Consider the following 13,371-nt stretch of genomic DNA (forward strand, 5'->3'; position numbering starts at 1 on the left):
TGTTGAGTTTTTTCATGGTTTTCCTCTTGGTAAGCCGCAGACAATCTGCGTACAAAAAAAGACGCTTGAAGTGACCACCACTCAAAACGCTGGATTTCATTGTGCCACAAGCGCTATACAGCCGACCGGCGGCTCGGGTGCGTCGGCGACTGTATTCCGGCGACACCTTCATTCGTTGTGGTGTTACAACAAAGCATGCTCACGAATGCACTTCTGTGCGACCCGTAAAATGGCGAGTTGCCTTTTGGCCCACCCGACGCATTCCAGCCCCAGCTCATGACACAGTTCGCCAAAGAGACCCTGCCCATCAGTCTTGAAGAGGAAATGCGCCGCAGTTACCTCGACTACGCGATGAGCGTGATTGTCGGGCGAGCACTTCCTGATGCGCGCGATGGCCTCAAGCCCGTACACCGGCGCGTTCTGTTTGCCATGCACGAACTCAACAACGACTGGAACCGGCCCTACAAAAAGTCCGCCCGCATCGTCGGTGACGTGATCGGCAAGTACCACCCACACGGTGACAGCGCGGTCTACGACACGATTGTGCGCATGGCGCAGGATTTCTCGCTTCGTCACATGTTGGTGGACGGTCAGGGCAACTTCGGCTCGGTGGACGGCGACAACGCCGCGGCCATGCGATACACCGAAATCCGCTTGTCCAAGATCTCGCACGAGATGCTGGCCGACATCGACAAGGAAACGGTCAACTTCGGGCCCAACTACGACGGCTCCGAAAAAGAGCCCCTGGTGCTGCCTTCGCGCCTGCCCAACCTGCTGGTCAACGGGTCATCGGGCATTGCAGTGGGCATGGCGACCAACATCCCGCCGCACAACCTCAACGAGGTGGTGGATGCGTGCCTGCACCTGCTGAAGAACCCGGAAGCGTCCATCGACGAATTGATGGAAATCATCCCGGCGCCCGACTTCCCTACGGCCGGCATCATCTACGGCATCAATGGCGTGAAGGATGGCTACAGGACCGGTCGTGGGCGCGTGGTGATGCGCGCGAAATGCCACTTTGAGGACATCGACCGCGGTCAACGCCAATCCATCATCGTGGACGAGCTGCCCTACCAGGTGAACAAGAAGACGCTGCAGGAGCGCATTGCCGAACTGGTTCACGAAAAGAAGATCGAGGGCATCAGCCACATCCAGGATGAGTCCGACAAGTCGGGCATGCGTCTGGTGATCGAGCTCAAGCGCGGTGAAGTGCCCGAGGTGGTCCTGAACAATCTGTACAAACAGACGCAGTTGCAGGACACCTTCGGCATCAACATGGTGGCGCTGGTCGATGGTCAGCCCCGCCTGTGCAACCTGAAAGACCTGATCCAGGTGTTTCTGGAACACCGCCGCGAAGTGGTGACACGCCGCACGGTGTTCAACCTGCGCAAGGCGCGCGAGCGCGGTCATGTGCTTGAAGGCCTCGCCGTGGCTCTGGCCAACATCGACGATTTCATCAAGATCATCCGCGAGTCGCCCACGCCGCCGGTGGCCAAAGCCGAGCTGATGGCTCGCCCCTGGGACAGCCAGCTGGTGCGCGAAATGCTCACTCGCACACGCGCCGACGGCGGCGTGATCAATGCCGACGACTACCGCCCTGATGGTCTTGAAAAGGCATTTGGCATGGGCAATGACGGTCTGTACCGACTGTCCGAAACCCAGGCGCAGGAAATCCTGCAGATGCGTCTGCAGCGCCTGACCGGACTGGAGCAGGACAAGATCGTGGCCGAGTACAAGGAAGTGATGGGCGAGATCGACGATCTGCTCGACATCCTCTCCAAGCCTGAGCGCGTCTCGACCATCATTGGCGACGAGCTGGTGGTCGTGAAGCAGGAATTTGGTCAGACCAAGCTGGGCGCTCGCCGCAGCGAGATCGAGCACAACGCGCAAGACCTGGCCACCGAAGACCTGATCACGCCCACCGACATGGTGGTCACGCTCAGTCACAGCGGCTACATCAAGAGCCAGCCACTCTCGGAGTACCGGGCACAGAAGCGCGGCGGGCGCGGCAAACAGGCCACGGCGACCAAGGAAGACGACTGGATCGACCAGCTCTTCATCGCCAACACGCATGACTACATCCTGTGCTTCTCCAACCGGGGCCGCCTGTACTGGCTCAAGGTGTGGGAAGTGCCGGCAGGATCGCGCGGATCGCGCGGCCGCCCCATCGTCAACATGTTCCCACTGCAGGAAGGCGAGAAGATCAACGTCGTGCTGCCGCTCACCGGCGAGATGCGCACCTTCCCGTCGGACCGCTACGTGTTCATGGCGACGAGCATGGGCACGGTCAAGAAAACCGCACTGGACGAATTCAGCAACCCGCGCAAGGCCGGCATCATCGCGGTGGACCTGGACGAAAACGACTTCCTGATCGGCGCTGCGCTGACCGATGGCCAGCACGACGTGATGCTGTTCAGCGATGGTGGCAAGGCCGTGCGCTTTGACGAAAACGACGTGCGCCCCATGGGCCGCAACGCGCGCGGCGTGCGCGGCATGATGATCGAAGAGACGCAGAGCGTGATTGCCATGCTGGTGGCAGAAGACGAACACCAGAGCGTGCTGACCGCCACCATCAACGGATACGGTAAGCGCACGCCGATTTCTGAATACACCCGCCATGGGCGCGGCACCAAAGGCATGATCGCGATCCAGCAAAGCGAGCGCAACGGCAAGGTTGTGGCCGCCACGCTGGTGCACACCGACGACGAGATCATGCTCATCACCGACAAAGGCGTGCTGGTGCGCACCCGGGTCTCCGAGATCCGCGAGATGGGTCGGGCCACGCAGGGCGTCACGCTGATCGCGCTGGACGAAGGCGCCGAGCTCTCGGGCCTGCAACGCATTGTTGAAAACGACGCCAACGTGCCCGAGCTGGACGAGCCCAACGAGGCTGACGATCCGGGTCTTGAGGCGTGATGGCGCGCCCGTTCAACTTCTCCGCCGGTCCGGCCGCCATGCCTTCCGAGGTACTGCAACAGGCCGCTGACGAAATGCTCGACTGGCACGGCAGCGGCATGAGCGTGATGGAAATGAGCCATCGCGGCAAGGAGTTCGGCGAGATCATGGAATCGGCGCAGGGCGACCTGCGCGAACTGCTGGCCATCCCCGAAAATTTCCACATCCTGTTCATGCAGGGCGGCGGGCTGGCCGAGAACGCCATCGTTCCGTTGAACCTCTCGCGCGGCGGCCCGGTGGACTTTGTCGTCACAGGCAGTTGGAGCCAGAAGTCCATCAAGGAAGCGGCCCGGTATGCCAAGGCAACGTTGGCTGCCAGCAATGCAAACTCCAACCACACCACCCTCCCCGCTCCAGGCTCGTGGCAGCTCAGCGCAGACGCCCATTACGTGCACATCTGCAGCAACGAAACGATCCACGGCATCGAGTTTCATGAGTTGCCCGACCTGAAGGCGCTGGGCAGCAACGCGCCGCTCGTGATCGACTTCTCGTCGCACGTGGCCTCGCGCACGGTCGACTGGTCGCGCGTGGGCCTGGCCTTTGGCGGTGCTCAGAAAAACCTGGGGCCGGCCGGCCTGACCCTGGTGGTCGTGCGCGACGACCTGCTCGGCCACGCCCTGCCCGCCTGCCCCAGCGCCTTCGACTACAAGACGGTGGCGGCCAACGGCTCGATGTACAACACACCGCCCACCTTCAGCATCTACATGGCGGGCCTCACGTTTCAGTGGCTCAAGCGCCAGACCGAGGGCGCCCTGAGCGGCGTGGCGGCGATGGAGCAGCGCAACATCGCCAAAGCGTCACTGCTGTACGACTTCATTGATGACTCTGCGCTGTATGTGAACAAGGTGGCACTGGACTGCCGCTCGCGCATGAACGTTCCGTTCTTCCTGCGCGACGAAGCCTTGAACGACGCTTTCCTGGCGGGCGCCAAGGCCGCAGGACTGCTTCAACTCAAGGGTCACAAGTCTGTGGGCGGCATGCGCGCCAGCATTTACAACGCCATGCCCCTGGAAGGTGTGCAGGCGCTGGTGAACTACATGCGTGACTTTGAAAAAACACGGGCCTGAATTTTGGCTCCAGAACAAAGAGACATGACCCAACCCACCCAGTCCGACGCCCTCGCGGCCTTGCGCGTGCAGATCGATGCGCTCGATCAGCAGTTGCTGTCGTTGCTCAACCAGCGCGCACGCGTGGCCGAAGAAGTCGGCGTCATCAAGCGCCACGAAGGCTCGCCGTTCTTCAGACCCGACCGCGTGGCCCAGGTGATCGAAAAGATCCAGGGTGCCAACCAGGGACCGCTGCTGAACCAGCATGTGGCTTCCATTTGGCGCGAAATCATGTCGGCCTGCCTGGCCCTCGAAGCACCACAACGCGTGGCCGTGCTGGGCCCACAGGGCACTTTCTGCGAACAGGCAGCCATCGAATTCTTCGGCAGCGCGGCCAACCTGATCTACTGCGCCGACTTCGACGAGGTCTTCCACGCCACCGCCGCCGGCACCGCGCAATACGGCGTGGTCGGCATGGAGAACTCCACCGAGGGCGTGGTGGCCCGCTCGCTCGATCTCTTCCTGCGTTCACCCGTGCACGTGGTCGGCGAGGTGAGCATGTTGATTCGCCACAACCTGCTGCGCCAGCTCAACACGCTGGATGGCATAGAAGTGGTGATGGCGCATCCCCAGGCCTTGGCGCAGTGCCAGAACTGGTTGTCGCAGCACCTGCCCAAAGCCGAGAAACGGGCCGTGTCCAGCAATGCGGAGGGCGCGCGTCTGGCGGCCACCAACCCCGCGTGGGCCGGCATTGCCAGCGAGCGCGCTGCCGCCCAGTTCGGACTGCACATCGTTTCACACGCCATCCAGGACGAGGCCTACAACCGCACGCGCTTTGCCGTGATTGCCCTGCCCCAGACGCTGGCCATGCCGCCCGCCTCGGGACGCGACTGCACGAGTCTGGTCGTGTCGGTGCCCAACCGGCCCGGCGCGGTACACGACCTGCTGGTGCCGCTCAAGAACAACGGCGTGTCGATGACGCGCTTCGAATCGCGCCCTGCCAAGTCGGGACAGTGGGAGTACTACTTCTATATCGACATCGCTGGTCATCCATCGCAGCCTCACGTGGCTGCCGCACTGCAAGAGCTCCAGGGTCTGTGCGCTTTCTACAAGGTGCTGGGCGCATACCCGGTGACGGAATGACCCGCACGCTTGTCACTTCGTGTAATGCGCTGCCCCCCGAGGGGGCCTTCGTGCCTTGGGGCGGCCCTGCGGCACTCATGCTGGAAGCTTATGTTTGAACAACTGGGATTGATCGGCTGCGGAATGATGGGCGGCTCGTTTGCGCTGGCACTCAAGCGCGCCGGTCTGGTCAAGCGTGTGGTCGGTTACAGCAAGTCACCTTCGACCACCGAACGCGCACGCCAGCTCGGCGTGATCGATGTCGAAGCGCCCTCTGCGCTGCTGGCCGTCTCTGGCGCCGATCTGGTGTTGCTGGCGGTGCCGGTGTCGGCCACGGAAGCCACCTTCAAAGCCATCCGGCATCTCGTGCGCGGCGATGTGCTGATCATGGACGTGGGCTCCACGAAACGCGAGGTGATCGACGCGGCGCGCCGCGTGCTGAAAGATCAGGTGGGCGTGTTCGTGCCCACACATCCGATAGCGGGCAAGGAACTCGCCGGCGTCGACCATGCCGATCCCGATCTGTACAAAGGCCGCCAGGTCATCCTCACGCCGATCGAGCGCACGCTCACCGCACAGCTGGAAAAGGCGCACAAGGTCTGGACCGCGCTGGGCTGCCATGTCAAACAGATGTCGCCCGAGGCGCACGACGCCGCTTATGCCGCGGTGAGCCACCTGCCCCACCTGGTGGCGTTTGCCTTGATGAACGGCATCCACAGCCAGCCGCAGGCCGACGATTTCCTCTCACTGGCCGGACCGGGCTTTCGCGATTTCACGCGCATTGCCGCCAGCGACCCTGTGGTGTGGCGGGACATCCTGATGTCCAACCGCGAAGAACTTCTGGCGCAGTCGCGCCTGTTCCAGCGCGCCCTGCATGCGCTGGAAACCGCTATCAACGCCGACAACCCGGACGCGCTGGAGGCCTTGATCGACCAGGCCAGCAGTGCCCGCGCCCATTGGCGCATGTCCGCCATCAAGCCCCAGGGCTGAGGCCGCGCAGGCGGCTTGCTCGCGTCACCGCGCATGTACTCCATTCCTTTCCTCGACCTCCCCCCGCTGGCCAGTGCTGGCGGCACCGTGCGCCTGCCGGGCTCCAAGAGCATTTCCAACCGGGTGCTGTTGCTCGCCTCACTGAGCGAAGGCCACACCGACGTGGCCGACCTGCTGGACTCCGACGACACCCAGGTGATGCTGAACGCCCTGCGCCAGCTCGGCTGCCGGATCGAACCGCAACCCGATGGCGCCCTGCGCGTGCATGGCCTGGGCGGTCAGCTCCCCGTGCGGCAGGCGCAGCTGTTTCTGGGCAACGCCGGCACCGCCATGCGCCCGCTCACCGCGGCCCTGGCCCTGCTCGCATCCACCCACGGCGCGGCCTTTGAGCTCAGTGGCGTGCCGCGCATGCACGAGCGGCCCATCGGCGACCTGGTGGATGCCTTGCGCCAACTCGGCTGCGCGGTGGACTGCCTGGGGCAGGAAGGCTATCCACCACTCAAGCTCGGCACAGGCTCACCTTTGACACTGCAATTGGCGCAGCCGATCTGCGTGCGGGGCGACGTGTCCAGCCAGTTCCTCACGGCCCTGCTGCTGGCGCTGCCGCTGGTGGCGCAACAACAAGCCATCGTCATCGAGGTGGTCGGTGAACTGATCTCGCGCCCCTACATCGAGATCACGCTGAACCTGCTGGCGCGCTTCGGGGTGCAGGTGCAACGCGATGGCTGGCAGCGCTTCACCATTCCGGCTGGCAGCCGCTACCGCTCGCCCGGGCGCGTACCGGTCGAGGGCGATGCGTCGTCGGCCAGCTACTTCATCGCGCTCGGTGCCATTGCATCCGGTGCCCAGCCCATCACCATCGAAGGCGTTGGTTTGTCGTCCATCCAGGGCGACATCCGCTTTGTTGAAGCCGCCAGGCTCATGGGCGCCGACATCACGGGCGAAGCCAACCGCCTGCACATCCGGCGAGGTGCCTGGCCGCTCAAGGCCATCGAGCTGGACTGCAACCACATTCCCGATGCGGCCATGACCCTGGCAGTGATGGCGCTTTACGCCGACGGCACCACCACGCTGCGCAACATCGCCAGCTGGCGCGTGAAGGAAACCGACCGCATCGCCGCCATGGCCAACGAATGCCGCAAGCTCGGCGCCACGGTGGAAGAAGGCGCGGATTTCATCCGAATCACACCTCCAGCGAGCCCTAAGCACTGGCGGCCCGCATCGATCCACACCTACGACGACCACCGGGTGGCCATGTGCTTCTCGCTCGCCGCCTTCAACCCGGCGGGTTTGCCTGTGCGCATTGAAGACCCGAAATGTGTGGGCAAGACTTTTCCGGACTATTTCGAGACCTTGTTCGAGGTCTGCAACGCGCCGGCCAGCGCCATTCCAGTCATCTGCATCGACGGCCCGACAGCATCAGGCAAGGGCACACTGGCCTCCGAAGTGGCTCAACGCCTGGGCTACCACCTGCTCGACTCCGGTGCGCTCTACCGCGCCACAGCGCTCGCGGCGAAAGACGCCGGGGTGTCGCTTGACGATGAACCTGCCCTGGCCCGCCTCGCGGCCCAACTGCCGCTGGCGTTCCGCGACCACAAGGTGTTTCTCGGTGGCCGCGACATCACCGATCCGCTGCGCCTGGAATCCACCGGCGGCATGGCGTCCCGAGTGTCGCAACACCTGGCGGTGCGAACCGCGCTGCACGGTCTGCAACAGAGCTTCCGGCGCCTGCCCGGCCTGGTGGCCGACGGGCGCGACATGGGCACAGTGATCTTCCCGGACGCGGCTTTGAAGGTGTTCCTGACCGCCACCGCCGAACAGCGCGCTCAGCGGCGCCATAAGCAATTGATTTCAAAGGGAATTGCTGCTAACATCGACAGTCTTTTGGCAGACTTGCGAGAACGTGATCTGAGGGACTCATCCCGCACACACGCGCCCCTCAAGCCCGCCGAAGATGCCTTGAAACTGGACAACTCCGAACTGGACATCGAGCAATCGGTGCGGGTGGTGATGAACTGGTGGCAGGGCAAAACGGCGTTCTCGGGGAACTGAGCGCGCTTCCACATTTGGCCCTGACGGCACAGCCGGGCGCTCCCAGCCCGCATGCCTGAAGGTACTTTTCAACCAACCCCGCGGTGTTTCGCACCGCAATGTCAACGCCGCCCACACGTCGATCCCTGCGCAAACCGAGTCACATTGGTTGAAGGCGCCGACGCTGAGTGGTTTTAGGAATTTCAATGTCTGAATCTTTTGCCGCCCTGTTCGAAGAGTCCCTGAAGCGCTCCGAGATGCGCTCGGGCGAAGTCATCACCGCTGAAGTCGTTCGTATCGAACACAGCCACGTGGTGGTCAACGCTGGTCTGAAGTCGGAAGCCTACGTGCCGCTGGCCGAATTCAAGAACGACCTGGGTGAACTCGAAGTGCAGGTGGGTGATTTCGTTTCCGTCGCCATCGACTCCGTGGAAAACGGCTTCGGCGACACCCTGCTGTCGCGCGACAAGGCCAAGCGCCTGGCGTCGTGGATGTCCCTGGAGAAAGCACTCGAGTCGGGCGAATTCGTCACCGGCACGACTTCCAGCAAGGTCAAGGGCGGCCTCAAGGTCATGGTCAACGGCATCAGCGCCTTCCTGCCAGGCTCGCTGGTCGACAGCCGTCCGACCAAGGACCTCAGCCCGTACGAGAACAAGACCCTGGAATTCAAGGTCATCAAGCTCGACCGCAAGCGCAACAACGTGGTGCTGAGCCGCCGTGCCGTGGTGGAAGCCTCCATGGGCGAAGAGCGCGCCAAGCTGATGGACACCCTGAAAGAAGGCGCCATCGTTCACGGCGTGGTGAAAAACATCACTGAATACGGTGCGTTCGTGGACCTCGGCGGCATCGACGGCCTGTTGCACATCACCGACATGGCATGGCGTCGCGTGCGTCACCCAAGCGAGGTGGTGCAGGCTGGCCAGGAAATCACCGCCAAGATCCTGAAGTTCGACACCGAGAAGCACCGCGTCTCGCTGGGCCTGAAGCAGATGGGCGATGACCCCTGGATGGGTGTGGCCCGTCGCTACCCGCAAAGCACCCGCATGTTCGGCAAGATCACCAACATCGCCGACTACGGCGCGTTCGTGGAACTCGAGCCAGGCATCGAAGGTCTGGTGCACGTGTCTGAAATGGACTGGACCAACAAGAACGTGGCCCCTTCCAAGCTGGTGTCGCTGGGCGACGAAGTCGAAGTCATGGTGCTCGACATCGACGAAGACAAGCGCCGCATCTCCCTGGGCATGAAGCAGTGCCGCGCCAACCCATGGCACGAGTTTGCCGAGCAGACCAAGCGCGGTGACCGTGTCAAGGGCCCGATCAAGTCGATCACCGACTTCGGCGTGTTCGTGGGTCTGGCCGCCGGCATCGACGGTCTGGTTCACCTGTCCGACCTGTCGTGGAACGAAACCGGCGAAGCCGCCGTTCGCAACTACAAAAAGGGCCAGGAAGTCGAAGCGATCGTGCTGGCCATCGACGTGGAGCGCGAGCGCATCTCCCTGGGCATCAAGCAGCTCGACGGCGACCCATTCACCACCTTCGCGGCGGTGAACGACAAGGGTTCGATCGTGACCGGCAAGGTCAAGACTGTGGACGCCAAGGGTGCCGAGATCGACCTGGGTGAAGACGTGCTGGGCTACCTGCGCGCCAGCGAAATCAGCCGTGACCGTGTGGAAGACGCACGCAACATGCTGAAGGAAGGCGACGAAGTGACCACCGTGGTGGTGAACATCGACCGCAAGACGCGCAACATCCAGTTGTCCATCAAGGCCAAGGATGCCGCTGACCAGCAGGAAGCCATGGCGAGCCTGAGCCAGCAGTCCTCGCGCGAAAGCGCCGGCACCACCAGCCTGGGTGCCCTGCTGCGCGCCAAGCTGGACAACAACGGCTGAGCACCATCGCCGGCGTTTGGTCAGTCATCCGCCTCACCGCGGTGCGCTGACCAGGCGCCGGTCCTTGAATGCCCAAGTCCAAACCCGAACACATGACCCGCAGCGACCTCGTTGAAGCGTTGGCCAGCCGATTTGGCCAGCTGACCCACCGCGACGCCGAGTTCGCCGTCAAGGCCATCCTCGACGCCATGGGCGACGCATTGGTCAAAGGCCACCGGATCGAGATCCGTGGTTTTGGCAGTTTTTCGGTCAATCGCCGATCGCCGCGCGTGGGTCGCAACCCGCGTTCCGGCGAGAGCGTGATGATTCCCGAGAAGCGCGTGCCGCACTTCAAGCCGGGCAAGGCCCTGCGCGAACAGGTGGACGCCAGGACGGCCGAAATTCTCGGGCTGGAGCCGAAGAAACCGACGTGACGGTCGCTGCCCCGGCAGCGACCTGATCGCTACAATCGCCCCACCACAAAGGGGACGATTTGAAATACCTGATGTGGCTGCTCAACGCAGCCATTTTTTTTGTGTTGTTCGCCTTCGCGCTGAACAACCAGGACAGCGTCACGCTCAACCTGTTCTTTGGCGCCAGTTGGCAAGCGCCGCTGGTGCTGGTCATCCTGGTCGCCCTCGTGCTGGGCGTGTTTCTCGGCGTGCTGGTCATGCTGCCGCTATGGCTGCGCGCCAAACGATCGCGACGCCGCGCCGCGTCGGCGGCTGCAGCCAACACGTCGTTTGACGCGGACTCCACCCTATTCCCCGACCCCAGCGATCGCCGCCATGGACTTTGATTTCACCTGGCTGCTCTGGGGCTTGCCCCTGGCGTTTGCGGCGGGCTGGGGCGCTTCCCGCCTGGACCTTCGCCAGTGGCGCATGGAAAGCCGCCAGGCGCCCAAGGCCTACTTCCGTGGCCTGAACCACTTGCTCAACGAGCAGCAGGACCAGGCGATCGACGCCTTCATCGAAGCCGTGCAGGGCGACCCCGACACGGCCGAACTGCACTTTGCGCTGGGCAACCTGTTTCGCCGCCGCGGCGACTACGACCGCGCTGTGCGTGTGCACGAGCACCTGCTCTCGCGCGCCGACCTCAGCAGCAAGGACCGCGACCGGGCACAGCACGCCCTGGCGCTGGACTTTTTGAAGGCCGGCCTGCTCGACCGCGCCGAAGCTGCGCTCAACAAACTCAAGGGCTCGGCGTTCGAAGGCGAGGCCTTGCTGGCGTTGCTGGGCATTTATGAACGCTCGCGCGACTGGCCACAGGCCAAAGTGATCGCCCAACGACTGGAAGCCGCAGAACAAGGCAGTTTCGCCACCCGACTGGCTCACTACCTGTGCGAAGAGGCCGACATTGCGCAGCGGGGTGGCGACAGTGCGCAAGCACTGCGCCTTCTTGAAGAGGCCGTGCAACACGCGCCGCAACTCTCTCGCGGGTGGATGGCGCTGTCCACCCACAAGGCGCAGAGCGGTGACAGAGTCGGCGCCTTCGATGCCCTGCTGCGCCTGAACCAGCATGCGCCCCAGGGATTGCCGCTGGCAGCGAGCGCGCTGGCCGATCTCGCACGGCAAACGGGAAGACAAGCCGAAGCGGTGGCGGTATTGGAAGCGAGCCAGGAGCGCGCACCATCGATCGACATCACCGAAGCACTGGCGAGTTTGTGCGGCGAACCTGAAGCCACGCGCAACCGCTACCTCAACCACCTCGAACGCGAACCGTCGCTGGTCATCACGGCAAAGTGGCTGGCGGGCGAAACGCTGTCCAGCGAGGTCGCCCAGGTTCAGGTGCAACGGTCCCTGGAGCAAGCCAGCGGCCCGCTCAAGCGATACCGTTGCGCGGCCTGTGGCTTCGAGGCGCGCCAGCACTTCTGGCAGTGCCCCGGCTGCCAGGCCTGGGACAGCTACCCCGCTCGCCGGGTTGAAGAGCTGTAGAGCGCCTCAGACCTTTCCGTAACCCCCACCACCCGGGGTGTGGATCTCGAAGATGTCGCCAGGCTTCATCTCGGACTGGCCGATGTGGCCCAGCGCTTCGACGGAGCCATCTGATCGCACCACGCGGTTGATGCCGACTTCCCCGGCCTGCCCACCGGCCATACCGAAGGCACCATGCAGGCGGCCGTTGGACAGGATGCTCGCCGTCATGTCTTCGAGGAACCGCACGCGCCGCACACCGCCGTGCCCACCGCGCCAGCGGCCGGCGCCGCCCGAGCCTTGGCGGATTTCGTAACTCTCCAGCCGCACCGGGAAACGGAACTCCAGCACCTCGGGGTCGGTCAGGCGCGAGTTGGTCATGTGGGTCTGCACCACGCTCGTGCCGTCAAAACCCTCGCCCGCCCCACTGCCGCCCGAGATCGTCTCGTAGTACTGGTGCTTCGCGTTGCCGAAGGTGAAGTTGTTCATGGTGCACTGGCTCGCCGCCATCACACCCAGGGCGCCGTACAAGGCATTGGTGATGCAACTGGACGTCTCAACATTCCCCGCCACCACCGAAGCCGGCGGGTTGGGGTTGAGCATGGAGCCCGGCGGAATGATGACCTTGAGCGGCTTCAGGCAGCCCGCGTTGAGCGGAATGTCGTCGTCCACCAGCGTGCGAAACACATAGAGCACAGCAGCCATGCAAACCGCCGTGGGCGCATTGAAGTTGTTGAGCTGCTGGGCGGAGGTGCCGGTGAAATCGATCTCCGCGCTGCGCTGTGCGGCATTCACCCGCACCGCGACCTGGATCTGCGCACCGTTGTCCAGCGGCAGGGTGAACGCGCCGTCCTTCAAGCGCGTGATCACGCGACGCACCGACTCTTCTGCGTTGTCCTGCACATGCCGCATGTAGGCCTGCACCACGTCCAGACCGAACTGCTCGACCATCTTGCGCAATTCCTGCACGCCCTTTTCGTTGGCCGCGATCTGCGCCTTGAGATCAGCCATGTTCTGCTGCGGATTTCTGGACGGGAATTCGCCGCTTTGCAGGAGCGCCACCATCTCGGCCTCGCGCAGCACGCCACGGTCCACCAGTTTCACGTTGTTGATCTGCACGCCCTCTTCTTCAATGCGCGTGGAGAACGGCGGCATGGAGCCCGGCGTGGTGCCGCCGATGTCAGCGTGGTGGCCGCGAGAACCCACGTAAAACGTGGGTTCTCCGCCGAGGTACACCGGCGTGATCACAGTGACGTCGGGCAGATGCGTGCCTCCGTGGTACGGGTCGTTGAGCGCGTACACATCACCCGGCTGCATCTTTCCAGCGTTCTCGCGGATGACGGTCTTGATGCTCTCGCCCATGGAACCCAGGTGCACCGGCATGTGCGGCGCGTTGGCGATCAGGTTGCCCTGGGCGTCGAACAACGCGCATGAGAAGTCGAGCCG

10 protein-coding genes are annotated in these 13,371 nt (G+C 63.5%); 9 read left to right on the forward strand and 1 reads right to left on the reverse strand.

Annotated elements, in window-relative coordinates; genetic code table 11:
- The first annotated feature begins 276 nt into the window (after positions 1-276).
- The 9 genes from gyrA to lapB all read left to right on the forward strand — a co-directional run bounded on the left by gyrA (position 277) and on the right by lapB (position 11,946).
- A complete protein-coding gene (gene gyrA / locus Q0C59_RS14745) occupies positions 277-2,916 on the forward strand; it encodes a DNA gyrase subunit A (RefSeq protein ID WP_291216709.1) in 2,640 nt (879 codons plus the stop codon).
- Positions 2,916-4,022, forward strand: coding sequence for a 3-phosphoserine/phosphohydroxythreonine transaminase (gene serC, locus Q0C59_RS14750; protein ID WP_291216711.1), 1,107 nt, complete (start codon positions 2,916-2,918; stop codon positions 4,020-4,022). Before gyrA ends, serC begins: the two co-directional genes overlap by 1 nt.
- Positions 4,023-4,046: 24 nt before the next feature.
- The gene (pheA, locus tag Q0C59_RS14755) at positions 4,047-5,144 is read left to right on the forward strand and encodes a prephenate dehydratase (RefSeq protein ID WP_291216712.1); all 1,098 of its coding nucleotides are present in this window, start codon (positions 4,047-4,049) and stop codon (positions 5,142-5,144) included.
- A 90-nt stretch (positions 5,145-5,234) separates the two neighbouring features.
- Complete coding sequence (locus tag Q0C59_RS14760; RefSeq protein ID WP_291216714.1) at positions 5,235-6,113, forward strand: prephenate dehydrogenase/arogenate dehydrogenase family protein; 879 nt, start codon at positions 5,235-5,237, stop codon at positions 6,111-6,113.
- Positions 6,114-6,146: 33 nt separating this feature from the next.
- Entirely contained in the window at positions 6,147-8,165 is a 2,019-nt protein-coding gene (locus Q0C59_RS14765; RefSeq protein WP_291216716.1) for a bifunctional 3-phosphoshikimate 1-carboxyvinyltransferase/cytidylate kinase, read from the forward strand.
- A gap of 185 nt (positions 8,166-8,350) precedes the next feature.
- Positions 8,351-10,033 (forward strand): 30S ribosomal protein S1, encoded by a 1,683-nt coding sequence (gene rpsA, locus Q0C59_RS14770; RefSeq protein WP_291216717.1) that lies wholly within the window; start codon positions 8,351-8,353, stop codon positions 10,031-10,033.
- Between the two features lie 92 nt (positions 10,034-10,125).
- Complete coding sequence (locus Q0C59_RS14775; protein WP_069048798.1) at positions 10,126-10,446, forward strand: integration host factor subunit beta; 321 nt, start codon at positions 10,126-10,128, stop codon at positions 10,444-10,446.
- Positions 10,447-10,505: 59 nt separating this feature from the next.
- Entirely contained in the window at positions 10,506-10,811 is a 306-nt protein-coding gene (locus tag Q0C59_RS14780; RefSeq protein WP_291216718.1) for a lipopolysaccharide assembly protein LapA domain-containing protein, read from the forward strand.
- A complete protein-coding gene (lapB, locus tag Q0C59_RS14785; RefSeq protein WP_291216720.1) occupies positions 10,801-11,946 on the forward strand; it encodes a lipopolysaccharide assembly protein LapB in 1,146 nt (381 codons plus the stop codon). Before Q0C59_RS14780 ends, lapB begins: the two co-directional genes overlap by 11 nt.
- A 6-nt stretch (positions 11,947-11,952) precedes the next feature.
- Here lapB and Q0C59_RS14790 read toward each other — a convergent pair.
- Positions 11,953-13,371, reverse strand: a 1,419-nt coding sequence (locus Q0C59_RS14790) for a hydantoinase B/oxoprolinase family protein (RefSeq protein ID WP_291216722.1), incomplete at its 5' end; no start/stop codon positions are given.

Origin of the sequence: Hydrogenophaga sp. (genome assembly GCF_022844385.1) — a bacterium.
GTDB lineage: Bacteria > Pseudomonadota > Gammaproteobacteria > Burkholderiales > Burkholderiaceae_C > Hydrogenophaga.

Excerpts from the sequence above, each read along its gene's own strand:
- gyrA (WP_291216709.1), top strand. The coding sequence starts at position 277 with ATGACACAGTTCGCCAAAGAGACCCTGCCCATCAGTCTTGAAGAGGAA.
- serC (WP_291216711.1), top strand. The coding sequence starts at position 2,916 with ATGGCGCGCCCGTTCAACTTCTCCGCCGGTCCGGCCGCCATGCCTTCC.
- pheA (WP_291216712.1), top strand. The coding sequence starts at position 4,047 with ATGACCCAACCCACCCAGTCCGACGCCCTCGCGGCCTTGCGCGTGCAG.
- Q0C59_RS14760 (WP_291216714.1), top strand. The coding sequence starts at position 5,235 with ATGTTTGAACAACTGGGATTGATCGGCTGCGGAATGATGGGCGGCTCG.
- Q0C59_RS14765 (WP_291216716.1), top strand. The coding sequence starts at position 6,147 with ATGTACTCCATTCCTTTCCTCGACCTCCCCCCGCTGGCCAGTGCTGGC.
- rpsA (WP_291216717.1), top strand. The coding sequence starts at position 8,351 with ATGTCTGAATCTTTTGCCGCCCTGTTCGAAGAGTCCCTGAAGCGCTCC.
- Q0C59_RS14775 (WP_069048798.1), top strand. The coding sequence starts at position 10,126 with ATGACCCGCAGCGACCTCGTTGAAGCGTTGGCCAGCCGATTTGGCCAG.
- lapB (WP_291216720.1), top strand. The coding sequence starts at position 10,801 with ATGGACTTTGATTTCACCTGGCTGCTCTGGGGCTTGCCCCTGGCGTTT.